The organism is Corynebacterium sp. LK33 (genome assembly GCF_014334955.1).
Taxonomy (GTDB): Bacteria; Actinomycetota; Actinomycetes; order Mycobacteriales; family Mycobacteriaceae; genus Corynebacterium; species Corynebacterium jeikeium_D.
Map to the genome: position 1 here is coordinate 53,434 of NZ_PDGU01000002.1, position 25,757 is coordinate 79,190.

Annotated in this window: 20 protein-coding genes and 1 tRNA gene; 10 read left to right on the plus strand and 11 right to left on the minus strand. The window is 60.1% G+C overall.

Going from position 1 to position 25,757, the window contains the following annotated elements; genetic code table 11:
- Positions 1 to 164: 164 nt before the first annotated feature.
- Entirely contained in the window at positions 165 to 449 is a 285-nt protein-coding gene (locus CRD20_RS00420) for an Lrp/AsnC family transcriptional regulator (RefSeq protein ID WP_005511316.1), read from the plus strand.
- Between the two features lie 38 nt (positions 450 to 487).
- Here CRD20_RS00420 and CRD20_RS00425 read toward each other — a convergent pair whose 3' ends face one another.
- Positions 488 to 2,197: an FAD-binding dehydrogenase gene (locus CRD20_RS00425; protein WP_049170503.1), complete on the minus strand. Its 1,710-nt coding sequence runs from the start codon at positions 2,195 to 2,197 to the stop codon at positions 488 to 490.
- Between the two features lie 117 nt (positions 2,198 to 2,314).
- Positions 2,315 to 3,769 carry a class I SAM-dependent methyltransferase gene (locus CRD20_RS11260; RefSeq protein WP_187401155.1) on the minus strand — a complete coding sequence of 485 codons (1,455 nt, stop codon included), beginning with the start codon at positions 3,767 to 3,769 and terminating at the stop codon, positions 2,315 to 2,317.
- Between the two features lie 187 nt (positions 3,770 to 3,956).
- On the opposite strand from CRD20_RS11260, the gene CRD20_RS00435 reads away from it, so the two are divergent.
- Positions 3,957 to 5,378 (plus strand): NAD(P)/FAD-dependent oxidoreductase, encoded by a 1,422-nt coding sequence (locus CRD20_RS00435; RefSeq protein WP_016422826.1) that lies wholly within the window; start codon positions 3,957 to 3,959, stop codon positions 5,376 to 5,378.
- Positions 5,379 to 5,470: 92 nt separating this feature from the next.
- On the opposite strand, the gene CRD20_RS00440 is transcribed toward CRD20_RS00435, so the two are convergent.
- Complete coding sequence (locus tag CRD20_RS00440; RefSeq protein ID WP_224433479.1) at positions 5,471 to 6,034, minus strand: PaaI family thioesterase; 564 nt, start codon at positions 6,032 to 6,034, stop codon at positions 5,471 to 5,473.
- Between the two features lie 105 nt (positions 6,035 to 6,139).
- Between CRD20_RS00440 and gndA the strand changes: the two genes are divergently transcribed.
- The 7 genes from gndA to CRD20_RS00475 all read left to right on the plus strand — a co-directional run bounded on the left by gndA (position 6,140) and on the right by CRD20_RS00475 (position 15,877).
- Entirely contained in the window at positions 6,140 to 7,591 is a 1,452-nt protein-coding gene (gene gndA, locus CRD20_RS00445) for an NADP-dependent phosphogluconate dehydrogenase (protein ID WP_048734032.1), read from the plus strand.
- Between the two features lie 47 nt (positions 7,592 to 7,638).
- Positions 7,639 to 9,252: a bifunctional hydroxymethylpyrimidine kinase/phosphomethylpyrimidine kinase gene (locus CRD20_RS00450; RefSeq protein ID WP_048734030.1), complete on the plus strand. Its 1,614-nt coding sequence runs from the start codon at positions 7,639 to 7,641 to the stop codon at positions 9,250 to 9,252.
- Between the two features lie 80 nt (positions 9,253 to 9,332).
- A complete protein-coding gene (locus CRD20_RS00455; protein ID WP_222866132.1) occupies positions 9,333 to 10,667 on the plus strand; it encodes a DEAD/DEAH box helicase in 1,335 nt (444 codons plus the stop codon).
- A 3-nt stretch (positions 10,668 to 10,670) separates the two neighbouring features.
- On the plus strand, positions 10,671 to 12,056 hold the full coding sequence (locus CRD20_RS00460) for a hemolysin family protein (RefSeq protein WP_016422831.1): 1,386 nt from the start codon (positions 10,671 to 10,673) through the stop codon (positions 12,054 to 12,056).
- The gene (locus CRD20_RS00465) at positions 12,053 to 13,267 is read left to right on the plus strand and encodes a hemolysin family protein (protein WP_049193547.1); all 1,215 of its coding nucleotides are present in this window, start codon (positions 12,053 to 12,055) and stop codon (positions 13,265 to 13,267) included. The genes CRD20_RS00460 and CRD20_RS00465 overlap by 4 nt, the downstream gene beginning before the upstream one ends.
- Complete coding sequence (locus CRD20_RS00470; protein ID WP_049193549.1) at positions 13,264 to 14,181, plus strand: hypothetical protein; 918 nt, start codon at positions 13,264 to 13,266, stop codon at positions 14,179 to 14,181. Before CRD20_RS00465 ends, CRD20_RS00470 begins: the two co-directional genes overlap by 4 nt.
- A 97-nt stretch (positions 14,182 to 14,278) precedes the next feature.
- On the plus strand, positions 14,279 to 15,877 hold the full coding sequence (locus tag CRD20_RS00475; protein ID WP_187401153.1) for a hypothetical protein: 1,599 nt from the start codon (positions 14,279 to 14,281) through the stop codon (positions 15,875 to 15,877).
- 144 nt (positions 15,878 to 16,021) lie between these two features.
- Here the strand turns inward: CRD20_RS00475 and CRD20_RS00480 are convergent, their stop codons facing one another.
- The 5 genes from CRD20_RS00480 to secA2 all read right to left on the minus strand — a co-directional run bounded on the left by CRD20_RS00480 (position 16,022) and on the right by secA2 (position 21,331).
- Complete coding sequence (locus tag CRD20_RS00480) at positions 16,022 to 16,525, minus strand: MerR family transcriptional regulator (RefSeq protein WP_172620271.1); 504 nt, start codon at positions 16,523 to 16,525, stop codon at positions 16,022 to 16,024.
- A 388-nt stretch (positions 16,526 to 16,913) separates the two neighbouring features.
- A complete protein-coding gene (locus CRD20_RS00485; protein ID WP_187404643.1) occupies positions 16,914 to 17,513 on the minus strand; it encodes a bifunctional nuclease family protein in 600 nt (199 codons plus the stop codon).
- Between the two features lie 45 nt (positions 17,514 to 17,558).
- Positions 17,559 to 18,317: a MerR family transcriptional regulator gene (locus tag CRD20_RS00490; RefSeq protein ID WP_016422836.1), complete on the minus strand. Its 759-nt coding sequence runs from the start codon at positions 18,315 to 18,317 to the stop codon at positions 17,559 to 17,561.
- 70 nt (positions 18,318 to 18,387) lie between these two features.
- On the minus strand, positions 18,388 to 18,813 hold the full coding sequence (odhI, locus tag CRD20_RS00495; RefSeq protein WP_016422837.1) for an oxoglutarate dehydrogenase inhibitor Odhl: 426 nt from the start codon (positions 18,811 to 18,813) through the stop codon (positions 18,388 to 18,390).
- A 238-nt stretch (positions 18,814 to 19,051) separates the two neighbouring features.
- Positions 19,052 to 21,331 carry an accessory Sec system translocase SecA2 gene (secA2, locus tag CRD20_RS00500; protein WP_187404644.1) on the minus strand — a complete coding sequence of 760 codons (2,280 nt, stop codon included), beginning with the start codon at positions 21,329 to 21,331 and terminating at the stop codon, positions 19,052 to 19,054.
- A 190-nt stretch (positions 21,332 to 21,521) separates the two neighbouring features.
- On the opposite strand from secA2, the gene rraA reads away from it, so the two are divergent.
- On the plus strand, positions 21,522 to 21,995 hold the full coding sequence (gene rraA / locus CRD20_RS00505; RefSeq protein WP_016422839.1) for a ribonuclease E activity regulator RraA: 474 nt from the start codon (positions 21,522 to 21,524) through the stop codon (positions 21,993 to 21,995).
- A 110-nt stretch (positions 21,996 to 22,105) separates the two neighbouring features.
- Here rraA and CRD20_RS00510 read toward each other — a convergent pair.
- From CRD20_RS00510 to der, 3 genes are all read right to left on the minus strand, one after another.
- A tRNA-Pro gene (locus CRD20_RS00510) sits at positions 22,106 to 22,179 on the minus strand.
- 86 nt (positions 22,180 to 22,265) lie between these two features.
- On the minus strand, positions 22,266 to 23,279 hold the full coding sequence (locus tag CRD20_RS00515) for a PASTA domain-containing protein (RefSeq protein ID WP_187404645.1): 1,014 nt from the start codon (positions 23,277 to 23,279) through the stop codon (positions 22,266 to 22,268).
- A 157-nt stretch (positions 23,280 to 23,436) separates the two neighbouring features.
- Complete coding sequence (der, locus tag CRD20_RS00520) at positions 23,437 to 25,746, minus strand: bifunctional cytidylate kinase/GTPase Der (protein WP_187404646.1); 2,310 nt, start codon at positions 25,744 to 25,746, stop codon at positions 23,437 to 23,439.
- Between the last annotated feature and the right edge of the window lie 11 nt (positions 25,747 to 25,757).

The following is a 25,757-nucleotide window of genomic DNA, read 5'->3' on the forward strand; positions in this document are numbered from 1 at the left end:
TTACCGACTTTCGTCCGGATCCTCCAGGCTGTTTTCTGGAAATCAGTAGAATCGTGACAGAAATGAAATTCCGGGCCGCAGTATCTTGAGCAATCTTGCGTACCTTGCGGTCCGGGCCACGCTATTCAGCGGGCCCCACGTTTAAACTCCGAGGAAAGGCAGCCATGAGTTTGATTACCGCAATTGTGTCCATCGATGTCGAAGCTGACAAGATTCCGGAGGCCGCCGAGACCATCGTCGAGATCGACGGCGTGACTGAGGTCTACTCCGTTACTGGTGACTGGGACTTGGTCGTCGTGGTGCGCGCAACTAATCACGATGATTTGGCGGAAATCATTCCAAATCTCATCAGCAAGGTCGACGGTGTTATTCGCACTCAGACTCAGCTGGCTTTCCGCACCTACTCTCAGCACGACCTGGAAAGTGCATTCTCCATCGGGCTGGAGTAGTCGCGGATTCTTCTACCGAACTGTGCGGTATGCGGTAGCTACTTAACCACTTCCGCCATCGCGCGGCCTGCCTGGCGGCCACTGAAAATACAGCCGCCCAGGAATGTACCTTCCAGCGCGTTGTTGCCGTGGACGCCGCCGCCACCGAAGCCAGAGGCCTCGCCTGCGGCGTAGAGCCCCTCGAAGGGAGTTCCGTCCGGGTGCAAGCACTGGCCGTCGAGGGTGGTCTCGATGCCACCGAGCGTCTTGCGGGTCAGCATGCGCAGACGAATAGCAATCAGTGGGCCGTTCTTCGGATCCAAAATCGGTGATGGCGGCACGGAGCGGATGATCTTGTCCCCGAGGAAGTTCCGGGCCACGTTGACGTAATTGACCTGGTAGTCCTTGGAGAAGGGGTTACCGGTCTGCATATCGCGCTGACGAATCTGCTCCTCGAGCTTCTCCAGGTCAATCTTCGGCGCTGCGGCTCCGGACTCCCCGCCCGAGCTCGCCTCCACAATCTCGTTCATCCCCTCGACCAGCTTTGGCAGATCGTCGGCAACCACCCAGTCTTCGCCGTTATCCATAAACGCCTGAATAGGTGCGGCAACACCAGAGGTCACCTTGCCAATCAGCTTCTTGATCTCCTTGTCGGTCAGATCCGGATTCTGTTCTGAGCCAGAGAAAATAAACTCCTTGCCCACGATGTTCTTATTCAGCACAAACCAGGAATACGAGTGTCCGGTGGCCAGAATGTGCTTCATCGTGCCGACAGTATCCGCGCCCGGAATATATGGCGCTGGCAGGCGGTTTCCTTCTGCGTCGAACCACATGGCCGACGGCCCCGGGATGATACGGATACCGTGATTCGGCCACACGGGATTCCAGTTCTTCATGCCCTCGGTGTAATGCCACATGCGGTCACGGTTGACGAGGTTTGCGCCGGCCTGCTCTGCAATCTCGATACCACGACCGTCAACATGCTCTGGCACACCGCAGACCATATCCTTCGGCATCTCGCCCAGGCGCTCGGTCGGCCAGCACTTACGCACGGCTTCCAGGTTGCCGCCAACACCGCCCGTCGCAATGCACACGGCCGACCCGCGGATCTCAAAGTCCTCCCCTGTTTCCTCGCGTGACGACGCCACTCCTCGCTCTAGCGATTCACAGGGAACCAGAATCTTGCCACGCACGCCGACGGCGCGACCATCTTCGACGATTACCTCGTCAACGCGGTGGCGATGGCAGTATTCCACCAGCCCCTTCTTCGCAGCTTCAGCGACCGGCTCTGCGAATACGCGGACGATTTCGGGGCCTGTGCCCCAGGTGAGGTGGAATCGGGGTACCGAGTTGCCGTGACCGTCGGCACGCCCTTCACCGCGCTCAGCCCACCCGACGACAGGCAGGAACTTCACGCCGAGATTGCGGAGGTAGTCACGCTTCTCCCCTGCCGCGAAGTTCAGGTAGGCCTTGGCCCACTTGCGTCCCCAGTTGTCTTCCTCGCGGTCGAACTGCGCGGAGTTGAACCAGTCAGCTTCAGCGAGCTCGCGGTTGTCCTTGACTCCGAGGCGGCGCTGCTCTGGCGAGTCGACGAGAAAGATTCCTCCCAGCGACCAGAAAGCCTGTCCGCCGAGGTTGTTGGCATTCTCCTGGTCGACAAGGATGACCTTCTTGCCGGCCTGCGTGGCCTCATACGTCGCGACCAATCCGGCAAGTCCGGCGCCGACGACAACAATGTCTGCAGTACGTGTGGTGCTCTGTGCGTTCATAGTTTCGTTTTTAGACCCTAAACATCGCCTTTGAGGTGGTTTTGCCTAAAAACGTGATTTATTTTTACAGGCTTTATTTATCTGGCGAATTTCCAACGCGCCCGGAGCTGCCCACTGCTAGTGAGGCCTGCGTGGCGCATGCACGAGCTCGACCTGTACGAGCGTGACTTTCTCTGCGCGCACGAGCGCTTCAAACAGCGACAGATAGTAATTCCACATCCTCCGGAACACTCTGTCGTACCCGATACCAGCGGCTTCGCGCGCATGCGCCGCAAAGAAATCTCGCTGGAGCTGCAAGGTCGTCGCGAAGTGCGCCGGAATGTACTCTTCCGCCGCGATGCGCAGGCCGGTTTCCCGGTCCACCATCTTGCGCAGCTCTTCTACAGTGAAAAGCTGCAGCTGCGGCCACACGTAAGCGCGTACGAGGTCCAAGCTGCGCTCGGCGAGCGCATCGAATTTGTCCGTCGCTACCACCATTTGGACGACGATGGTGCCGCGGTCGACAAGCAGACGCTCGGCGCTCTTCAGCCAGCGCAGCGCACCTGCACGACCGAAGGTCTCCAGACGCCCGACGTTGATAACCGCCTCGAAGTCGGACTCGAATTCGCGTGGCGACGGAATGTTGCGATCCATCTGGATCACATCGACCGCGCCGCGCAATCCGGCTTTTTCCACCCGTTCCAGCACCGTTTCGGTGTGGTCATCAGAGACGGTAATAACCTCCGCGCCCGCTCCCCTTTCTGCAGCTCGAAGGGCAATTTCTCCGCCTGCCGACGGCCATTCGGCGACACGGTCGCCGGCCCGGACTCGAGCCAGATCGAGCATGTGCTCAATATTGCGCACCTGGGCATGCAGAAAATCGGCACGCGCGACGGATTTCGGGGCATCGACATAAGTCACGTCAACTGACCAGTGCGAGGGAACCCCACCCTTGCCAGCACCACGGGCATAGTTTTGAATCTGTTCCCGCGACGAGGTTCGCACTCCGGAGGCGAACAGGCCGGAACCGCCCATCAGCAATTCGCCGGAATAGAGCTCCAGCAATGAGGTCGGCAACTCTCCCGCCATATCTGGCCCATCGAGACGCGGACGTGAACGCGCGACTTTCATCAGACCACGTGCCAACGGCCCCAACGAAGCAATATCAAGCTCGGCGCTAAGCAGTCGGCTGAGAAGCTCTGGCAAGTCATCACTGGACCACTCGCCCGCGAGATAGGCCTCCCCCAATCCGAGCCATTCTGAATCAGCTAGTCGAGAATAGAAAACAGGATCAATGACGCTGAAAACGACTGGACGACACGATTCAGAACTAGTGGGAGATTCACTGCCGCCGCTAGAGCTGGCACCACCGACTCCGTCGACAGCCAAATCGGCGTCACCCGTCGACCGAGTAATGAAAGACTCCCCGACAAACTCACCGGATTCAACCAGCTCAATGCCGTTATCCTGGCAGAGTCGCTCAAAAGAGCGTTCCATCATTTCGGCACGTTTCGCTAGAAAACGCCCCTCTGGAATACGCGCAACCCGAGGCCATCGCTCTGCGTCAATTGCCTGCCGGCTTGCCGAATTCACCCTGCCCGAACCTCCTAACAATCGCGCCGCATAAAGGTACGAATAACGAACTGAGTTTGCTCTCGCAGCCTACCGCGCAGGGACCCAGAATAGGCGGTGGCGCACCGAGAGGATTACTATTGTGGCTTGCCGGCTAAAAGCCGAATCTAAAACTTCGAGAACTTTAAAGTCTGTGAGGAGAAAATACATGACCGAGACTCCGTACCGCCCGCACTCCGGACGCCCGCACGTGGTCGTCATCGGTTCGGGTTTCGGTGGCTTGTTCGCGGCGAAGAAGTTGCAGGGCGCCGAGGTCGACGTCACTCTCATCGACCGCACTAACCACCACCTGTTCCAGCCACTGCTCTACCAGGTAGCAACGGGCATCCTGTCCTCGGGCGAAATCGCTCCGTCCACTCGTACGATCTTCGACGGTGTTCAGAACGTTCGTGTTGTCAAGGGCGATGTCACCGACATCGACGTCGAAAAGCAGGTTGTGACTTCGGAACTGGGTCACCAGACTTCCAAGTGGGAATACGATCACCTCCTGGTTGCCGCTGGCGCTGGCCAGTCCTACTTCGGCAATGATCACTTTGCCGAGTTTGCTCCGGGCATGAAGAACATCGACGACGCACTCGAAATCCGTGCCCGCATCATCGGCGCGTTTGAGCGCGCCGAGCTGACCAACGATCCGGCTGAGCGCGAGCGCCTGCTGACCTTCGTTGTTGTCGGCGCTGGTCCGACTGGTGTTGAGCTTGCTGGCCAGCTGGCCGAGCTGGCTAACCGCACCCTCGCATCGTCCTACCGCAGCTACAACCCGCACGCTGCACGCGTCGTCCTGCTCGACGGCGCACCACAGGTTCTGCCGCCGTTTGGCAAGCGTCTGGGCCGCAAGGCTCAGAAGTCCCTGGAGAAGATGGGCGTCATCGTCAAGCTGGGCGCGATGGTGACTGACGTCAATGAAGAGGGAGTCACCTACAAGAACATGAAGGATGGAACCGAGGAGTTCATCCCGTCGTTCTGCAAGATTTGGTCCGCCGGCGTGTCCGCTTCCCCGCTGGGCAAGATGATTGCCGAGCAGACTGGCGCCGAGACCGACCGCGCTGGCCGTGTCGTTGTCAACGAGGACATGACAGCTGGTGACTACAAGAACGTCTACGTCGTGGGCGACATGTCCAACCGCGAGAACCTGCCGGGTGTTGCTCAGGTTGCTATTCAGGGTGGCGAGTACGTCGCCGCCAACATTGCAGCTGAGGCCGACGGCCGCGATGTCGCTGAGCGTCAGCCGTTCGAGTACTTCGATAAGGGCTCCATGGCAACCGTCTCCCGCTTCTCCGCAGTGGTGAAGATGGGCAAGGTTGAGGTCACCGGCTTCATCGGCTGGATTCTGTGGCTGGCCGTCCACCTGATGTTCCTGGTGGGCTTCCGCAACCGCCTCGTCTCCTGCGTCAGCTGGGGCCTGAACGTCCTGGACCGCAACCGTTGGCAGATGGTTTCCACCCGCCAGCAGATGTACGCACGCAACGCCATCGACCGCCTGGCCGAGTTCAACAAGGACAAGGCTGAGCAGGATCTGCCGCTGGAGGTTCGCGACACTCGCCGCGAGCACCGCGCAAAAAGGAACAAGTAGTTAACTTGCAGGTGGCCAGATTAGAAAACAGCTAATCACGACAAGCCACCTGCGAGCTTCCTACCAGGCCCGTTACCACCTATAACGATTTGCTACAGCGGCTTGTCGAGTACCGCAATTCGTAGGTTGGTGCGGGCCAGCAGTTTTTCATCTGCCTTGCGGGTGTGCTCAATACGCCACAGTTGCATGGTGCGCCCCAGGTACTCTGGCTCCGCCGTGGTAACGATTACCTCGCCAGCTCGGGCGGAGCGGTAAAAATCGGTGTTATTGTTCACACCGACGACCGGCTTCTTCGCACCGCAGGCAACGAAACCAGCAATAGAGCCAGCAGTCTCACCTAGCGAGCAATAAACACCGCCATTGGCTAGGCCCCACGGTTGCAGGTGGTCGGGCCCGACCTCGAGCTCCATCTGAATTCGCTCCGGCCCGACATGGACAAACTTCGTGCCCAGCAAGGTATCTAGACCGCCGATTCCGTTATCGCCCAAGGTGCTGTTAAAAACAGCCAGCTCCTCATCGCTCAGCGCTTCCTGGCTAGCCTTCGTCGCCAGTGTCATATAATCGCGCAGCGCCTTCCTCTTCGCCTGCTCGGCGACGGAAGCTGCAGAGTTAGAGTCCTGTGAACTGCCATTATTCGCAATAGTCTCGTCAGTCATGCCAAACATTGTGCCAGCGCACGCCATCACTCGTGGCAGTTTCAACGTTAAAAGCAGTAACAATTTCTGAGTCCCAGATACAACGAACCCCGGCCAGGCTTTAAGATGGTGGGCATGACCGATAACAATGAACTCGCACAAATTGGTGTCGTCGGGCTCGCCGTCATGGGCTCGAATATCGCACGCAACTTCGCCCACAAGGGACACACCGTTGCCGTGTACAACCGCAGTCCGGAGAAAACTCGCACCCTCATCGCTGAACACGGTGATGAAGGCTCATTCATCCCGTCCGAGACCATTGAAGAGTTCGTCGCTTCGCTGGAGCGCCCGCGTCGTGCTCTGATCATGGTTCAGGCAGGTGCCGCTACTGATGCGGTCATCGATCAGCTTGCCGACGTGATGGAGCCCGGCGACATCATCATTGATGGCGGTAACTCTCTTTACACGGACACCATCCGTCGCGAGAAGGCTATTCGCGCCCTTGGCCTGCACTACGTTGGCACTGGTATTTCCGGTGGTGAAGAAGGTGCTCTGACCGGCCCATCCATTATGCCGGGTGGCACGAAGGAGTCCTACGAGTCCCTCGGCCCGCTGCTGGAGTCCATCTCCGCTCACGTTGATGGCGTTCCGTGCTGTACTCACATTTCCTCCGATGGCGCTGGCCACTTTGTAAAGATGGTCCACAACGGCATCGAGTACGCGGATATGCAGGTAATTGGCGAGGCCTACCACCTGCTGCGCGAAGCTGCTGGCCTCACCCCTGCCGAGATTGCAGATATCTTCCGCGAGTGGAATAAGGGCGACCTGGACTCCTACCTGGTCGAGATCACCGCTGAGGTTCTCTCTCAGGTCGATGAGAAGACAGGCAAGCCGCTGGTGGATGTCATCGTTGATGCTGCTGGTCAGAAGGGCACCGGCCGTTGGACGGTCAAGGCCGCTTTGGACTTGGGCATTCCAGTAACTGGTATTGGCGAGGCCGTGTTCGCTCGCGCCCTGTCGTCTTCCCTTGCTCAGCGTGAGGCTGCCCGCAACCTGCCGTCGGGAAGCCTGGCTAAGGCTCCGGAAGATCGCGATGCTTTTGTGGAGCGCGTCCGTAAGGCGCTCTACGCTTCCAAGATCATTGCCTACTCGCAGGGCTTTGATGAGATTAACGCTGGCGCCAAGGAGTACGGCTGGGAAATCGACCGCGGTGCGCTGGCGACCATCTGGCGTGGTGGCTGCATCATCCGCGCACAGTTCCTGAACCGCATCAAGGAAGCGTACGACCGCAATCCGGAGCTGCCGGCGCTGGTACTCGACGAGTACTTCCGTGACCAGGTCACCGAGTGCCTCGACGCGTGGCGCGACGTTGTCGTCACTGCAGCACAGATGGGTATCCCGGCTCCGGTGTTCTCCTCCTCGCTGGCGTACTACGACGGCCTGCGTGCGGAGCGTCTGCCGGCAGCACTGGTTCAGGGGCAGCGTGACTACTTCGGTGCGCACACGTACCAGCGTGTTGACCGCGAGGGTGCTTTCCACACCCTCTGGTCTGGCGACCGCTCCGAGGTTGAAGCGTAGTCTTGAAGTCTGTCGCTTCACACTCTTGAAGTTAAAAGGGGTCTGAGATGCCATTTCCCAAGAAGGCAAAGCCTGATTTTGTGCCACGAGTTCTTTCCATCGCCGGCACAGACCCAACAGGTGGCGCTGGGCTCCATGCCGATTTGAAATCAATCGCCGCCGCCGGTGGTTATGGCATGGGCGTGGTCACCGCTTTGGTATCTCAGAACACCGTGGGCGTTCGTGCCGTCCACACCCCACCTGTTGACTTCCTCGTCGAGCAGCTGGCTGCTGTAACTGAGGATGTCACCATCGACGCGGTGAAGATTGGCATGTTGGGTTCACGCGAACTCACGCAGGCCGTCACCAACTGGGTTCGGGAGACCAAGCCAGCCGTGGTTGTTCTCGATCCGGTTATGGTCGCGACCTCTGGCGACCGTCTGCTTGACGAAGATGCCATGGACGCAATGCGTGACTTGGTCGCGGAAGCCACCGTCATCACGCCGAATGTTCCCGAACTGGCATTGCTTGCCGACGCCCCGGAGGCCAGCGACTTCACTGAGCTGATTGAGCAGGCGCTGGAGTTCGCGAGCAAGAACGATGTCATCGTGATTGCAAAGACTGGTCACTTAAGTGATGAGGAAGCCGGCAACGCCGTGGCCTTCCCCGATGGCCAGGTTTTCTTCAGCTCTTCTCCCCGCATTCACACTGAGAACACCCATGGCACGGGTTGTTCGCTGTCCGCAGCTCTAGCCACACGGATTGGTGGGGGCTCTGCGATCAATGATGCCCTGCGCTGGACTACGCGCTGGCTCAGCGAGTCCATTCGTTTCGCGGATAACCTCAACGTCGGCCAGGGGCACGGCCCCATTGACCACGGCCACAGGGCTCGTCGCCTGGAAAAGGTCGCGCTTCGCCGAATGCAACCAGTGCATCTGAACTCCAGTTTTTACCCGGAGGCCATCGAAGGCACTGACACTGAGCAGCCGCCGAAGGAGCTGGAATCTTTCTTCGGCCACTCACTCCAGATTGCTCCGGCGGGCCCCTTTACTTCCCAGCTGTGGCGGGACATCGAGGACATCGTTGCCGAGATTGGCGGAATGTTCAGCGTCCCCACGATGCTCCGCGGCGACCTTTCCTCGGACGAAACCAACTTCTTCGTAGCGCAAGAGGCCTGGTACTTGCACCAAGTTTTCCCAGTCCTGTCGCATCTGGCAACCAAAGCACCCTGCGCTAAGGAACAGGTTCTGTGGTCGTCACTCGCACAGGAAGCCCTGGTGCGTGCGTTGGAATTGAGCAATAACGCGCTGGAAGAGACTTCTTCGGCGCTCGAGGACATCGAGCCGACAACCATCACGCAGCTTTTGCTGGACGTGCATTCTTCCTGTAGCGCTTTCAACCCATATCGGGTCGCCGTAACCAGTATCGTCGCCGAAATGTGGATTGCAACCGAGCTGACTCTGCAAGGAAAATCGCTGGTTGATGAGGATTCCGCGATCGCGAACTGGGTGGAGGTGTATTCCGACCCCGAGTATGTTGACAGTGTTCAGCAGGCTCTCGAGGTCCTTGAAAAGAATATGTCCACGGCCAGCGATGCGGAGCTCAAATCCATCCGCAACATCTTCCGTCGAGCCGCCATTCTTGAGCGCGAGGCCTATGCGCAACCGGGTCGCGGTTGGTAAATGTCATGGGACGGTAGTTTTCAAGCTCACCGGACGTGCCTATTGCATGGCTGTCCGGGGATAGCGGTATTCTAACAAGCATGCCCCCTCCTGCTGAGTCCAGTGATTTCAGACAGTTGGGCACGCCGGAAGCGATTGTGAGTATTCTGCGTGCCCAGCACATAACTTCGCCTACCGCCGTGCAGGTGGCGACTTTGCCAGATGCTTTCGCTGGCAAGGACGTTCTCGCACAGGCCCCCACAGGCTCGGGCAAAACGCTCGCATTCGGCATTCCGCTGGTCGCGTTACTCAATAACGCCTCTCCAGCGCTTCCCGGTTACCCGCGCGCGCTAATTATTTCGCCAACGCGCGAACTCGCAGATCAGATTGCTGATGTCCTCGCTGACATCGGTGCCGCTGCAGGTCTGCGTGTCTTGAGCTTGGTCGGCGGTGACTCCGTGGCCAAGCAGCAGACTCTGCTCGCGGCACCAGTCGATATCGCTGTGGTCACACCGGGTCGCGCACACGATTTGCGCCGCCGCGGTCTCCTCAGCCTTGAGCAGGTTCATGCCGTAGTCGTAGACGAAGCGGACATGCTCGCTGACATGGGCTTTCTGCCCGATGTTCTGGGCCTGGTCCGTGCGTGCCCGAAGTCGGCACAGCGCATGGTCTTTTCCGCCACGATTAACGACGACGCCGCGGGGCTTATCCGCGATCGTCGCGCAAGTAGCACTGAAGTTGCGAAGCACAAGGTCACTGCCTCCCGGTTGACCATGCGCAATATGCGGCATCTGTTACTTCGGGTGGAGGACAACGCTGAGGCAGACGAAGTGGTCGCCTGGATTGCCTCCCGCAAGGATCAGTGCGTCATTTTCGCCAACTCTAAGGCGCGTGTCGTGCAGCTGGCTAAGTTTCTACAGTTCTACGACATCAAGTTAGGTTTCCTCCACGGCGATCGCGGCCAGGCAACTCGTCGCGCAGTCCTCAAGGCCTTTGCCGACGGTGAAATCAATGTCCTCGTCACCACGGATGTGGCCGCTCGTGGCATTGATATCGATGCTCTTGACTTGGTTGTGCACGCGGATCCGCCAAGGGATTCCGCGACGTATATTCACCGCTCGGGTCGCACGGCTCGTGCAGGTGCTTCCGGCACGGTAGCGATGATTGTGCGTGACCGCCAGGTTGATCAGGCCCGCGAACTGCTGGCAGGGGCCGGCGTTGAAGCCGAAGAGCTGCGCGCCGCTCCGGGACTGCCTCGATTTGTCAAGGAACTGGGCGCACGACGTCCGCGCCGGGCTCGTCAAGATCAGAGCCAATCGACAGGCGGTGCTAGTGGTGCCGGTTACCGCGGGCGCGGCGGTCCGTCGGCAAGCGGAAAGAATCGTGCTGGCGGTCGCGTACACCGCCCCAAGCGAGGGAAAAAGAAGAAGAGATAATCAGTGGATATTGTTCTCAATATTGTCGCGGTTGTCGGATTTATCGCGCTAACCGCTGGCACCGGTCTCTTTGTGGCGTTTGAATTCGCGCTGACGGGACTGGAGCGGTCTACGATTGACGCCGACCGCGCCCGTTCAGCGGATGCGCCTGCTGAGGCCGTTCACAAGGCACATAATCGACTGTCCTTCCACCTCTCCGGTGCACAGCTGGGCATTACGTTGACCACGCTGGCAACTGGTTTCCTCGCGGAACCGGTGCTGGCGCAGTACTTCACGCCGATGTTGCATTGGATGGGGCTCAGCGAGTCTGCAGCGGGACCGACCGCACTGATTCTTGCGCTCATTGTGGCCACGATGTTGTCGATGGTCTACGGCGAATTGGTGCCAAAGAATGTCGCGATTACAGAGCCGTTGGCAGTAGCGCGAGTTACGGCTCGTCCGGTGATGGCGTTTAACTGGGTGTTCCACTACTTCATCCATTCGCTGAATGCCACGGCGAACTGGCTGGTGCGCAAGCTCGGTATTGAACCGGCGGATGAGTTGGCTTCGGCGCGTTCCCCGCAGGAGCTGGAAGCACTGGTGCGCAATTCTGCGGAGCAGGGGGCATTGGATGAGTCGAAGGCCGCTGTACTCGAGTCGTCGTTACGCTTTGGCGAAACGACGGCGGAGGACCTAATGACGCCGCGGTCGACGATTACCTCCCTCGATGTCGATGACACGGCGCTGGATCTGCTGGCTGTCGCTATCGAATCGGGGCATTCCCGCTTCCCCATTACTGACGGGGACCTCGATGCCACTGTCGGTGTTGTCCACGTCAAGGACGCATTTGCGGTGCCTGCGGCGAAGCGCTCAACCACCACCATGCGGGAGATTGCACGGCCTGTGCCGACGCTGCCGCAGTCGCTGGACGGCGATGCCGTGCTGGAGGCCGTGCGTTCGGCCGGTTCGCAGATTGCGCTGGTCGCGGACGAGTACGGCGGTATCGCTGGCATTGTCACCATCGAGGATGTCGTCGAGGAAATTCTTGGCGAGGTCTGGGATGAGTACGACGACAAGGAGTCCGAGCAGGAAGTCAAACGCGCGATCGAAGGCTGGAACTGCTCTGGCCTTGTACGTACCGACGAGCTGCCGACCAAGGTCGGATACTTCGCCCCAGAAGGTAGCTTCGAAACGCTCGGTGGCTTGATTATGTTTGCGCTCGGTCGCATCCCGGAGGTCGGTGACGTCGTCCTGCTGCCAGAGACCGAACGCGATTTCATGGACGAGTTCGAATCGGGTATCGCCGGACGCTGGTACGCCCGCATTCTAGCGATGGATGACCGCCGCGTGGACCGTGCCATTTTGATCCCTGTTACCAACGAGCGCGCTAAGGAGATGTTCAACCTATGAGTGACTGGTTTGGAATCCTCCTGACTTTCTTCTTGCTGTTGGTCAACGCGTTTTTCGTGGGCGCGGAGTTCTCACTTATTGCTGCTCGCCGTGACCGTTTGGAAGCGCTGCTGGCTCAGGGAAAGAAGCGCGCACGCACAGTTATCAATGCTTCTGAGCACCTGTCGATGATGCTCGCCGCCGCACAGCTGGGCATCACCATTGCCTCGCTACTGCTGGGTAAGGTCTCTGAGCCGGCGCTGGCACATCTGCTGGAAGCTCCCTTCCAGGCGATGGGTATTCCGGAGTCGCTGCTGCACCCGCTGAGCTTTGCCATCGCATTGATGCTGGTGTCAGTGCTGCACATCATGCTCGGTGAGATGGTGCCGAAGAATATCGCGCTGGCAGGACCGGAAACGATGGCCATGCTGCTTATTCCGGTTCATATGGTCTTCTACCGTCTGACCAAGCCGCTGTTGCTGCTGTTTAACTGGATGGCTCGCCATACGCTTAAGCTGTTCGGCATTGAGCAGCGCGATGAGCTCGACACCACTGTCGATTCCACTGAGTTGGCATCGATGATTGCGGAGTCTCGTCAAGAGGGGCTCCTTGACAGCGAGGAGCACGTCCGCCTTCGTCGCACACTGGCTTCGGCCACGCGCACCATTGAGGAGGTACTGATTCCGCACGAGCAGATTCGGCGCCTCCCCACCGCACCGACTGTGGGCGATCTAGAGACGGCGGTCACCGAAACTGGTTTCTCCCGGTTCCCCGTCGCTGCGGCCAACAATGAGCCCAACGAGTACCGCGGCTATGTTCACGTGAAAGATGTCCTCGACCGCGTCATGGATCCTGCCTCCGGCCCAGAGACAGCCATCCCCGATGACGAGATTCGCCCGATGATCGAGATTCCGATCGATGCCACGCTGGATGAGGGATTGCGCATCATGCGCCGCTACAGCGCCCACATGGCAGTGGCTGTACGCGCTCGCATGCCAAAGCCGCACCTGCGCGCAAACGCCCCGGCAAGCATCGCTCCGAAGACCGGTGCTTTCTCCGGCGCGGAGCAGATCGGCATCGTGGCTCTGGAGGACCTCATCGAGGAGCAGGTCGGTGTCGTGCGCGACTGGACCCACGAGGTCTCCCCGCGTCGCAGCGGTGCGCCAAAGCAGCACTCGACCGTGAACCAGCCCCGGACCCGACCGGGCAGCACGCAGGGACGCCAGCAGTGACGCCTACGCCCGATTCGTCTTTCGATTGGCGTGAAGCCAAAGCAAGGCATATCGCCCGCGTCGATGTCCTGACCCGCGACCACCTGTCCCGTCGCAGTCGCGGCCAGCGCCACCCGGTCTGGGACTTCATCTTCGAGTACTACCCCGTTAAACCCGGCCAACTCCGCCGCTGGTCACCGGGCATCGGCGTAGATCTTCCCGGTGCGACGGCCAAGGACATCAGTCACCTGAAGTTCTTTACCCTCGACACGGACGACACTACCGATAGCCCTGCCTGCAAGGAGCCCACCGATACCGCCTCGGGGACGGCGCGTATGGATGTTTCGGCGTACGTCGATAAGCGAGGTAAGACGGTGGCGTACATCGGCCATCTGTTGCGTTCGACGCGCGCGAATCCGGCGCACTTTGACTGCTTTGGCCTGCATGAATGGGCGATGGTGTATCGCCAGCCGGAGCATCGTCATCCGGAGCCACTGCGGCTGGGTCAGGCAGGCACGGACGAGGTCGTCGAGGCCCACACGGTTCGATGTACGCACTTCGACGCCTTCCGTTTCTTCACGCCCGACGCCGTGCCGCTCAACGAGTTTGCCCCGACGCGCGAGACACAGCCGCACTGTGAGCAGATGGGGTGTCTGCACGCCAACATGGACTTGTATAAATGGGCGACCAAGCTCGGCGAGGCGGTCCCCGGCGACCTGTGGCTGGATACTTTCGAGCTCGCGTGCAGTGCCCGTGAGTTGGATATGCGCGCCGCTCCCTACGATCTGCGGGATTGGGGTTTTGCGCCCATTCGCATCGAAACGCCCGAAGGCAAGGCCGAGTACGTCCGCCGCCAGCGTGAGCTCAGTGCGCGTGCCGATGTTCTGCGCGGCCGTCTTCTCGAAGTGGTAGATGTCGCATTGTCCACGCAGTAAAGTTGGCAGGAGTTACGTGCGCGTTTGTGCTTTACGACGAGGTCTGCTGCGAGTCGGCAGTGCCGAGCACACTCAGCATAGAAAGGGCTAGAACGACATGGGACGACACGCCTCGGGTGAGAACAACTATCGAGTGGCTAAGGGGCCTTTTATTGCCGTCTTGGTCGTAATTGTTTTGGTCGCTGCGGTTTTTGCCTGGGTTAATCTGCGCAAGAGCAACGATTCGTCGATTGATGCTGACCGTGCACGGTGTACGAAGGGTGACCTGACGCTGGTGGTGACCGCTGATCCTGCTGCGGTGGGCTCGGCACAGAAACTTGTGCAGGACTATGGCGAGTCGAATCCCGTGGTGAGGGACTTCTGTGTGCGGCCACAGATTACGGTGGCGGGCTCGCAGGAGGTTGTGAACGCCCTGTCTGAGGCTGGCGGTGCTGAAGCTGGTGAGGGAGCTCCGGAGGACCCCGCTGCGGGTGAAGCCGGTACTGGAATTATGACTCCGGGAGTCTGGATTCCCGCCGATATCTCTTTTGTGGACCAGGCGAAGAACTCAGACAAGGTCAAGGTCAACAACCCCAAGACGTGGTTGCCGCCGATTGCCAGCGGCGTGGCCTTCACAACCAATCGTGCTGACCAGCTGAACAACGCCACCTGGGAAGAGCTTGCAGGATTGCGCGTGGCCGCCCCAGGTGGCTCCGATGCGGCACTGTCGGCCGTGATTAGTGCTCGACTTGGCGGTGGCCCGGACGTCGCTCGCGAACGCGCGGGCTTGGGTGAGGTCTACACCTCCAATACTCTGCTGACCATGCTCAGCCAGAACGTCGCTGATTTCGACGGCGTGGCCGCAACCCAGCCCATGCTGCAGATGGCCGGCGAGGGGCTGAAGCTGGTCTCCCCTGCGGACGCACCCCAGTTGCACGCGCCAGTTGTCACCTTTGGCTCCGGCGGCAAAATCGACGAGAACACGGCTCGCGCGGCCGAGGACTTCCGCAACTTCGCAGCAGATCACGGCGCCGACGGCGAAGCTGCTGAGAGCACTTTCAGCCCTGAAGTAGCGGAGAACTTTGGAGTGCTCTCGCAGATTCAGACGGATTCTTTTGCGCTGCCGCCAGCACTGGAGCAGCCGGACGCGCAACAGCCCGCAACTGCGGTGGGTTCGGCGCTCCTGCTCGCTGACACCTCCGAGGGCGTCGATGTTGGGGCGCTGTCTGCGGCACTTTCCGGCGCTATCGATGCGGCACCTGGCGGCCGATACGGCCTGTGGACATTCGCACCCGAGGTGAACCGCCTCGCGGAACTTCCCGCGCCCGATGACGAGGCCAACAACGGCGCGGAAGCCGTAAAGGGTTCGCTGGCCGAACTTCCGGCCGGTGGTGAGGCACAGTTCTGGCCAGCGCTTATCGATGCCTACCAGGCCGCCCGGGACACCTACTCCCCTGACAAGCCGAACCGTCTCGTCGTGCTCACCTCGGGTCGCGATGCCTCGGGCGCCGATGCCGCCGAGTCTGTCGAGAGGATTAAGGAACTCATTAGCCCGGACCGCCCGGTAACGATTGAGGTCATCGTGCTTCCCGACGGGGACAGCTCCAGCCCCGAGCTGCAGGAAGTGGCAAATATGACCACTGGCTCTCTGCGCATTGCGGCTGACTACGGCGATGGCCTGGCCTCTCAGTTGGCTGCGGCTATCGGTACGGAGTAAGCAGAAAAAACCGCCTCCATCTGGTCCAACCTCGGGAGAGGTAAGACGGAACCAGTTGTGGAAGGCGGTTTTCGTTTAGTTTGTTTCGGCTATTTGAGCGGCGGCCGTAGCAGCAACGCCGCTATCCAGCCAAATAGTTGGCTGTTAGGAGATGCGACGGCGACGACGCTCAGCCAGCTCGTCGATGCCAGTGCCTGGGTTCTCCTGAGTACCATCGATACGCTCAGACGGGAAGGAGGCGATGGTGCCAGTCAGTTCCTTCATAATGCCCGGGACAGCAATGCCGAACACTCCCTGGCCACCGTTGAGCAGGTCGATGACCTCTTCATTGGAGCGGCACTGGTAGACGGTGCGACCGTCGGAAACCAGAGTGATGGTAGCCAGGTCATCGACGCCGAGGTCGCGCAGGCGGTCGACAGCCAGACGGATGTTCTGCAGGGAAATACCGGTGTCCAGCAGACCGCGAACAATCTTCAAAACGAGGATGTCGCGGAAGGAGTACAGACGCTGGGTACCCGAGCCCTTGGCGGTACGGATAGAAGGCTCCACCAGCTTGGTGCGTGCCCAGTAGTCCAGCTGGCGGTAAGAAATGCCCGCTACCTGACACGCGATGGGAACGCGGTAGCCAACCTGCTCGTCCGGCCCCATGTCGAACAGGGATTCCTGGACCGCGCGCGGCTCTTGCGAGTCCGACGCACGGAGCTCATTGTCGCCAAAGAGCGAACCGCTGTTGTCGTCGACCATATAAATTCTCCCGAGGTAGTTTCACTGCCGTTATTTATCTTTCGCCAAGGTTAATCGGCTGTCAATACATCACAGGACGACACGCCGAATCTCTAAACCTAAAGTTAAGGTTTAGAGTTTGGAGCCGCAGTTTCCCCAGCTCAAGCACAACCCGGGAGCAAAACCGCAGGACGGGATGAAACTATAACTTCCGAAAAGTTACCCCTTTTATGGGGTCATTCAGCGACACGCCGGAGGAAATAAGCGTCACAACTACCCCAAAAGTAGCCAGTTATTCACTCCAGTCACACGTTTAACGGTCGCCATCGGAAGCTGAATCGGCGCCACCGTCGGCTTCACCATCAGACTTCTTGTCCTCCGCATCACCATGCGGCTCGGCGAAGTAGTCAGCATCAATGCTGTCGAGGAATTCCGCAAACTCCGACACCGATGCCTCGACGGAGTCGGTCTCCGACTCGTCGGCAAGCGAACCGCCATTGGTTGCGACGAGACGCGCCGCTACCGACGTGGCGTCGAGCACATCACGCGGGACATACAGCGGAACCTCAAGCTCGCTAGCGATAAGGATGAGGTCGGAGGGCCGCATATCAATCTCTGCGCCACCTTCGAGCACCAGGCTGGCGATGAAAACGCCCTCATGCACGCCCGTAATCTGGCCGCGCAGGGCGCTCTGCCCCACCATGTCCAGCGTATCGACGAAGACCTCATGCATGCCCGGGCGACGCTGCGTAGCGCCGGTCTCACGGGCGGAGTACTCCGTCGCCGTCGCCAAATCAATCCAAATCGGGATAATCCGATTGGTCTCTTCGGCATGCAGGAGCAGCACTGGATCGTCCTCAGGAGGATGCGCCATCCAGTCTAGAAACTTGACTTCTACGAGTTTTTCGTCCATAACAGCGATAATTGTAGCGAGCCGCTATTTACGCGGGACTACCGACTACTTCCCCAGGTCCTTGTTGACCTGGCGCTTGACCAAAGTGCCGTGCAGCGTGACCATCAGCGCAGTCATCTCACGGCCCATCTCCACAGCCTTCTGCTTGCCGCTAGCCGCACGCGACTTACTCAGCGGACTAGCAGCGAGCGACACCAAATCTGCCTCACGGGCCGCAGCGGTACGCACAGTTTTGAGGTGGCGGGCATCCAGGCCAAACTCAGCCAGCTTGACCGCCGTCTCAGTGATGAGCAGGTCATCGCCATCGAACATGTTCAGCGTGTCCGGAGTAATCAGGCCCACTCGAACCAGTTCAGTGATGAACTTCTCGCTAGCGCCGGTGCGCTCTGCCAGCTCCGCCTGCGTCAGCGAGACCACTGCGGCTTCGCGGAACTGATCCGCCGTCACCAGTGGAGTGACCGATGCCAGACCATCGCCGCCAGCGTTGCCCGCATCAATTTCGTCGAGCTGCTCTTTAATAACCTTCAGCGGCAAGTAGTTATCGCGCTGAACGGTGAGAATGTAGCGCAGGCGGTCAATGTCCGCCTGGCTGTAGCGACGATAACCCGAGGAGCTACGCGACGGGCACAGCAGCCCCTCCGACTCGAGAAAACGAATTTTGGACAGCGTTACATCAGGGAACTCAACCTTGACTTCCTTCAGCACAGCACCGATGGTCTTCTTCTTGCCCACCGAGCGTGCTTGCTTCGCAGTGCTTTCCGACGAAGTCGGCTGCGAAACTGCTGATTTGCGTACTGCTGCCACTGGTCTTTTCCGAGCCTTTACAAAAATAAGGGGTTAATGCCGACAGGCGTCGACATTAACCGATGTCGAATTAGTTACCGATCAGGAAGACGAGGCGGAACTTACCGACCTGAACCTCGTCACCATTAGCCAGAACCGCGGAGTTCTTCGGCTCGCGGTTAACGTAGGTACCGTTCAGCGATCCCACGTCGACGACCTCGTAGGAGTCACCGTTCTTGCGGAACTCTGCGTGACGACGGGAAACAGTCACATCATCGAGGAAGATGTCGCTGTCCGGGTGACGACCAGCGGTGGTGACTGCCTGATCGAGCAGGAAACGCGAACCTGCGTTTGGCCCCCGCTTGACAACCAAGAGTGCCGAGCCCGCCGGAAGTCCTTCAACACCGGAGACCGTGGAGTCCGTGTTAGAGCCGGACTCCATTTCCTTCAGCAAATCTGCACGGAAGACCGAGGTGGTCTCGACCGATGCCTCTGGCTGGCCGCTATTGCTAGTCATATCTTTCCCTCCGGGATAACCTTGGGCGATTTACTCGTTACTTTTTAGATAATAGCGCCCCAACCGCTTTCGTGTTGTTATCTAATCCCAACCATGTTGTGACGCAGCTCACCAGCAGGGTATGTACAACATGATTGATATGCGTAAATACCGACATCTGAGAGCTTTCTCTGTGGGTGTACCTAGGCCGGTCACCTGAGAAATATTTTCAAATTGTTACCAAACCTGTGGTTACGGCTTACCTAAACATCGCTGCAATTGAGCCGACGACCGAGCCGCCACCATTGCTCAATGGGTTGTCGTTGACCATGTACGTCCACGTCGAGCTCGGGCGAGCAAGACCCGTGTCCTCTAGATGTGCGCCTTCGCTGTCGATTTCGACCTCTTGGAAGGTCTGCACCGACTCGGTAACGGCATTGTTCACCAGGTTCTTAAAGGCGCCGATGGCGGCGCGGTGGAACTCATCAATGGGGCTTTCCTTAGCCAGCGCGCGCAGGTGAATCGACTCCCGCAGGTCATCCAGATCTGCCAGGTGGTCCGACCATCCGCGATCCAGGTGGCTCAGCATAATTTCCCGGGCAGCGTCCTCGGCTACATCGCGCCCGACTGCGGCTTCGACTTCCTTCGCCCGCGCCGATGCCAACTTGGACAGTTCTTCCCAGGCAGCATTAGTAGTCAGCAGTTTCTCCCTGCGCTCATCCAGAATCTCGCGCTGGTCACCGATGAGCTTGTTGTACTTCCACGTCGTCGCATGAATCGACAGCATGGTCGCCTCTGTCACTCGCTGTGCGCGGTCAATGAACTGGTAGGCCCTCTTATCGCGAACGCGGCCATCGTCCTCGGGCAGCACGCTCAGCGTCTCGCCAGCAGCGCCTTCGGAAATTACCGGATCATCCAGGGAGACAAAGAACACCGACGAGCCCGGATCGCCCTGGCGCCCGGCGCGGCCACGCAGCTGATTGTCCAGTCGGTCAGTGCGGTGCTTGCCCAGGCCAATGACGCATAGTCCACCGCGCTCAACGACCGCATCGCGGTTGGATTCATCTACCCCGCCGAGGCGGATGTCGGTTCCTCGTCCGGCCATCTGGGTGGACACCGTAACACGGCCAATATCGCCAGCATTGGCGATGACCTGGGCCTCCAGCTCGTCATTTTTTGCGTTCAGCACCGAGGACTCGATGCCGCGCAGGACCAGCGCATCGGCCAGTCGTTCCGATTCGGCCACGTCACGGGTGCCTACGAGTATTGGTCGACCAGTGCCGTTGAGTTCCACGACCTCGTCGACAAGCGCGGCGAACGCGTCGTCGGTGGTGGCGTAGATGCGGTCGGGCTCGTCGTCGCGGATGCATGGGACGTTGGGTTCGATGACGGAGACGTGGAGTCCGTAGAACTCGCGGAACTGGTCTCCTGCGGAGGTGGCGGTGCCGGTCATGCCGCAGGTGATGTTATAGCGGCCGACGAGTTGCTGGATGGTCATGGAGTCGAGGATTCGGCCGCCCTCAGAGACCTGCAGGCCCTCCTTGGCCTCTACCGCCGCCTGCAGACCGTCCGGCCAGCGTTGCAACTCCGCCACGCGTCCCTTCGAGGCATCGATGAGCTGTACCTTGCCATCGCGCACGATGTAGTCGACATCGCGCTGCAGCAACTCGTGGGCGTGCAGCGCAACGTTGACCTGAACCAGAGTGGTGCCGACGTGCTCGGCGTCGTACAGTGAGCCGATGCCAAGCAGCCGTTCGACGCGTGCGGCGCCGGTATCGGTGAGGAAGACGTTGCGACGACCTTCGTCGACGGTGTAGTCGTCGCCGAGCTGCAGGCGGCGCACCACGTCGGTGATCTGACCGGTCGGTGCGGTGCCCGGCTCATTGCCGGCAAGCACAAGCGGGACCAGCGCTTCATCCACCAACACGGAGTCGGCCTCGTCGATGATCGCGACATCAGCGGGCGACTGCACGCGGTCTTCGATGGCCGGCGCGCAGCGGTCGCGCAGAACGTCGAAGCCGAGTTCGTTGACGGCGGCGTAGACGATGTCTGCCGCATATGCTTTACGACGCTCCCCCGGTCCCTCCTGCGGCGAAATAGCCGCCACCGAGAGCCCTAGGAACCCGAACAGCGGTTGCATCCACTGCGCGTCGCGGCCTGCGAGGTAGTCGTTGACGGTCACGGAATGCACGCGGTGGCCGCGCAGCGCGAACCCTGCTGCAGCCAGGGCGCCGGAGAGGGTCTTGCCCTCACCAGTGGCCATCTGGACGACGTCTCCCTCCATGAGCGCCAGTGCGCCTTGCAGCTGCACATCGAAGGGACGCATGGACAGGGTGCGCTGGGAGACTTCGCGGAGCGCGGCTAAAAGCTCCGGTGCGTCGGTGGCGTGTTGGCGGGTGAAGTCGGCGAGGTCGGCGTCGGAAAGCGCCTGTACCTGTGGCTCGAGCTCAGCGGCGCGTGCCACCAGCCCTACGCTGCGTTTTTGGTTGCGCCCTTGCTTGCCGCTAAGAGCCTTCCAAAACCAATTAAACCCAGCCATCTTCTACCCTTCCTGCGCACGTGTGGTTGTCGGCGCGTTCTGACTCACCAGAGTAATCAATCTGGGCCGACCTTCGGAGTGTCAATCGCTGCCAGCGAATTTGCACCATATGTCTTTAGTCACATCTTGAGTTTGAAACAATGGGTTTAACACTTGATGCGAGCAATTTTCGGAAGGACTTGAATCCCCCATGGCAATCGAATTCATCCCCACCGCTGACCTGGTTGACGAGATCGGCCCGGACGTGCGTTCCTGCGATACTCAGATGCGTAACCTCGGCGGTCGCGTGGAGTTCTGCGGCAAAATCTCCACGGTCAAGTGCTTCCAGGACAACGCGCTGCTTAAGAAGGTCCTCTCCGAACCGTCGGAGGGTGGCGTGCTTGTCATCGACGGTGACGCTTCTGTTCACACGGCGCTGGTCGGTGACGTTATTGCGGGGCTCGGCAAGGACAATGGCTGGGCTGGTGTGGTCGTCAATGGCGCGATTCGTGACTCCAAGCTGATTGGCGAGATGGACTTCGGCTGCAAGGCGCTTGGCACCAACCCGCGCAAGTCCACCAAAACCGGCGAGGGCGAGCGCGACGTCGTTGTCTCCTTCGGCGGCATCGACTTCGTTCCGGGCGAGACGCTCTACGCGGACTCTGACGGCATTGTCGTGCGCTAGTGCGATTGTGCGCTAGTGCGGTGCGATAGACGGCAAACAAACCGTAAGCAATAGCCGTAAACAAAAACCGCCGCCTCCCGGAATCTTCCAGAAGGCGGCGGTTATTTTTGTCGGGCTGACCGGATTTGAACCGACGACCCCCTCACCCCCAGTGAGGTGCGCTACCAAACTGCGCTACAGCCCGTGTGCACGAAAGTGCAACGAGCTATAGGTTACATCATTGGTGTTTGCTGGCGGAAATCGCCCCTGACGCATGCCCTACCTATCGCATTACTGCAGGTAGATGGTCACAGGCGTGGATGTCTCCGCCATCTGTCCCTCCGGTGGATCGATCGAGGCAACCTTGCCCATGATCGCGGCCACAGAATTGGTCTGGTTTCCCTCTGCGTCGACGACGGTCACGTTCTGGTAGCCGTTGGTACGCAGCTCCACCTCGACCGAGGCCGGGCTCTTGCCCACCACACCCTGCGGGATAGTACCCCAGCCGCTACTGCGCTCACCGGGCCCAGGGATAGCTGGTGGCGACTCGCGAAGTTGATCCAGCTCCTGCTCAAGGCGCTCACGGGTGTCGTTAATCGTGCCCGACGGGTCCAAACGATCGGTAGGGCTTGTCGTGGTTTCCTCCGGCGAGGTTGTCGTCGGCGTCGGGCTTGACGACGTCTCCTGCGTCGGCTCCGCCGTATTGTCGTTTTTGTCCTCGGTTCCCGAAGTGAAGGACAAAACCAGGGCTACCAGCGCGACTACGGCCACCATCGCGGCAATGGCCACGATGGCGACAGGCTTACCCCAGCCCTTCTTGGAGTCATCGTTACCGCGGTTGTCGCGGTTATTACCGCGGTTGTTGCCGTTGTTCGGGTCGCCGTAACCGCCTGCGACACCTGCACCACCTGCAGCGTACTGCTGGGTCTGACCTGCCTGCTGGCTCGCCTGACTATAGCCGCGCTCTTCTTCAGACAGCGGCGCCCAGTACTGGCCACTGCCCTGTGCGCCAGCACCTTGCGCCCCGGCACCCGCGCCTGAGCCGACACCGGCACCTCGCGGGTTATCAAATCGTGTTTCACCGCCACGCTGGAGGAATTGCGTCTCAGAGGAGTCGCCACCGAAGTATTCGGTCGGTTGCTCGCCCGCAAAGTCGGCATCTGGGTTGTACCCGCGATGTCCCTCGCCCCGCGGAATGTAGCGAGTCGCGGAGTCATCGCCGTATGAGCTTGAGGAATCGCGTCCGTAGCTGTTGTCTCGGCCGTCGTGCTGAGAGCCGTCACGGTTGTTGCCGCGCCTGACCATTGTCAGTTCTCCTTATCGCTAATTTCCTAAAACTCCAAAATGCCAACGAAAAGCCCAAAATGCAATTGCCTAAATCACATTTTGGGCTTTTCTCAGCTCAGTTCGGGCGACTAGCAGGGCTTAAAAGCACGTCCCAGCGGCGCTTCCTAGCAGCTTCCTACCGACGCTTCTTCTTTTCGCGGACACGCACCGCGATGCGCACTGGCGAGCCCTCGAATCCGAATTCTTCACGCAGCTTGCGCTCCAGGAAGCGACGGTAGCCGTGCTCCAGGAAGCCGGTTGTGAACAGCACAATCACCGGCGGGCGCGAGGACGCCTGGGTGGCAAACAGCACGCGCGACTGTCGACCACCACGCAGCGGTGGCGGGTTCTGCTGCATAATCGCACGCAACCAAGTGTTCAAGCGACCAGTGGAGATGCGCTTATCCCACGACTCCACAGCCTCCAGCATTGCCGGCTCCAGCTTCTGCACAGCACGCCCGGTCTTGGCGGAGATATTCACCCGACGAGCCCACGGCACATGTGCCAGTTGCTCTTCAATCTCGCGCTCGAGCAGGTCGCGGCGGTCCTCATCCATGAGGTCCCACTTGTTGTAGGCCACCACAAGTGCGCGACCGGAGTCGAGAATCATGCGCAGCACGCGCTGATCTTGCTCGGTGATCTGCTCGGAGGCATCGACCAGGAAGATCACAACCTCGGCGTTGTCAATGGTCGAACGAGTACGCAGCGAAGCGTAGAACTCGTGGCCCTTGGCGGTCTTGGTCTTCTTGCGGATACCCGCGGTATCCACGAAGCGCCACAGCGTGTCGTTCATCTGCACCAGCGAGTCCACCGGATCAACCGTAGTACCGGCCACGTCGCTGACTACTGCGCGATCTTCACCGGAGAGTTTGTTCAGCAGCGAGGACTTGCCCACATTCGGCTTGCCCACCAGCGCCACGCGACGCGGCCCGGTCGGCAGCGACTTCGCACGCGGCACCTCCGGGAAGGAGGCCACGACTTCGTCCATCACGTCGGCATTGCCACGACCGTGGAGGGCCGAGGTTGGGTGCGGCTCGCCGAGCCCGAGGGCCCAGAACTCCGCGACGTCGCCAAGCTGCGAATCCGACTCAAACTTGTTGGCGGCGAGAATAACCGGCTGCTCCGCGCGCTGCAGACGGCGGGCCATAACCTCTTCCGTGGCGGTGATGCCGACGGTGGTGTCAACGACCATGACAATCACATCGGCGGTCTCCATGGCGGTCTCCGCCTGACGAGCAATCGCCGCGTGCATGCCCTTGGCGTCCGGATCCCAGCCGCCGGTGTCCTGCACCCAGAAGCGACGTCCGCCCCATTCTCCCAGGTAGGAGATGCGGTCGCGAGTCACGCCCGGGAAGTCTTCGACAACTGCTTCACGACGGCCAATGAACCTGTTAACCATGGTGGACTTACCAACATTCGGTCGTCCCACAATGGCCACGGTCGGAAGGGCTTCTTCCTCCTCGTCGCTCACGCCAAGTGCTGCGAATGCGTTTTCCAGCTCTTCCCAGTCGGCGTCATCGTCAATCTGGCCGGTTTCGGCGCGCTCGATCGCTTCGGAGATAATCGTCTCGTGGTCGGCAATCGTGCGGTCGATGAACTCGTCTGCGCTGGTGTGGCTGCCTGCGGTGCCCGGCGCGTTTTCGGTCTCCACGTTTGCGACCAGGTGTCCGGCGGTGTCGTCCTCGTAGTTCTCGTAGTCCTGGTAGGAGCCCTCGAACTCTTCGTTGTCGACATCGTCCCAGTCCATGGTGGACCCCGGGTATCCCGCCTCAACAACATCGAGGACGTTTTCCACGACCTCTTCGATGTCCATCTCGGAGGTGTCTAGAATGAACGCATCCTCGGCTGGCTTCAGCGGAGAGGTCGCACGGTTGCTGTCTAGTTCGTCGCGGCGGATGACGTCGGCAAGCACGGTGTCGAAGTCAGCCTCACGACCAGCAGCAATGTCCTGGTCGTAGCGGCGGTGGGCGCGAACCTCGGCGGAGGCGGTCATGAAGATTTTCGCCGGAACGTCCGGAAGAACAACCGTGCCGATGTCGCGGCCCTCCACCACACAGCGCACCGCAGATGCGGCCAGCGAGCGCTGGAGCGCGACCAGGTTGGTACGCACGGCCGGAATCGCGGAGACAGCCGACACGTTGCGGGTCACCTCCGGGCCGCGGATCTCGCCGGAGACATCCTCGCCGTCGAGGAGGACAGCGGTGGAGTTCGGGTCATCGGAGACTTCCAGTGGCAGGGCGGCCGTCGCCTTGGCCACGGCTTCCTCGTCAGTCGGGTCAATGCCCTGGCGCAGCACCCACAGGGTGGCCACGCGGTACATCGCGCCGGTATCCAGGTACTTTGCACCCAGCTCGGTTGCGACCATCCGAGAGACAGTCGACTTGCCAGTGCCGGAAGGGCCATCGATGGCAACCAACAGCATGTCGTCAGTGTTCTGCTCACTCATGTGGGCTCCTT

Coding starts and splice junctions, on each gene's coding strand:
- rraA (WP_016422839.1), top strand. CDS start 21,522: ATGGCAATCGAATTCATCCCCACCGCTGACCTGGTTGACGAGATCGGC.
- CRD20_RS00475 (WP_187401153.1), top strand. CDS start 14,279: ATGGGACGACACGCCTCGGGTGAGAACAACTATCGAGTGGCTAAGGGG.
- gndA (WP_048734032.1), top strand. CDS start 6,140: ATGGTGGGCATGACCGATAACAATGAACTCGCACAAATTGGTGTCGTC.
- CRD20_RS00515 (WP_187404645.1), bottom strand. CDS start 23,279: ATGGTCAGGCGCGGCAACAACCGTGACGGCTCTCAGCACGACGGCCGA.
- CRD20_RS00480 (WP_172620271.1), bottom strand. CDS start 16,525: ATGGGGCCGGACGAGCAGGTTGGCTACCGCGTTCCCATCGCGTGTCAG.
- der (WP_187404646.1), bottom strand. CDS start 25,746: ATGAGTGAGCAGAACACTGACGACATGCTGTTGGTTGCCATCGATGGC.
- CRD20_RS00440 (WP_224433479.1), bottom strand. CDS start 6,034: ATGACTGACGAGACTATTGCGAATAATGGCAGTTCACAGGACTCTAAC.
- CRD20_RS00455 (WP_222866132.1), top strand. CDS start 9,333: ATGCCCCCTCCTGCTGAGTCCAGTGATTTCAGACAGTTGGGCACGCCG.
- secA2 (WP_187404644.1), bottom strand. CDS start 21,331: ATGGCTGGGTTTAATTGGTTTTGGAAGGCTCTTAGCGGCAAGCAAGGG.
- CRD20_RS00450 (WP_048734030.1), top strand. CDS start 7,639: ATGCCATTTCCCAAGAAGGCAAAGCCTGATTTTGTGCCACGAGTTCTT.
- CRD20_RS00420 (WP_005511316.1), top strand. CDS start 165: ATGAGTTTGATTACCGCAATTGTGTCCATCGATGTCGAAGCTGACAAG.
- CRD20_RS00485 (WP_187404643.1), bottom strand. CDS start 17,513: ATGGACGAAAAACTCGTAGAAGTCAAGTTTCTAGACTGGATGGCGCAT.
- CRD20_RS00465 (WP_049193547.1), top strand. CDS start 12,053: ATGAGTGACTGGTTTGGAATCCTCCTGACTTTCTTCTTGCTGTTGGTC.
- CRD20_RS00425 (WP_049170503.1), bottom strand. CDS start 2,197: ATGAACGCACAGAGCACCACACGTACTGCAGACATTGTTGTCGTCGGC.
- CRD20_RS00435 (WP_016422826.1), top strand. CDS start 3,957: ATGACCGAGACTCCGTACCGCCCGCACTCCGGACGCCCGCACGTGGTC.
- odhI (WP_016422837.1), bottom strand. CDS start 18,813: ATGACTAGCAATAGCGGCCAGCCAGAGGCATCGGTCGAGACCACCTCG.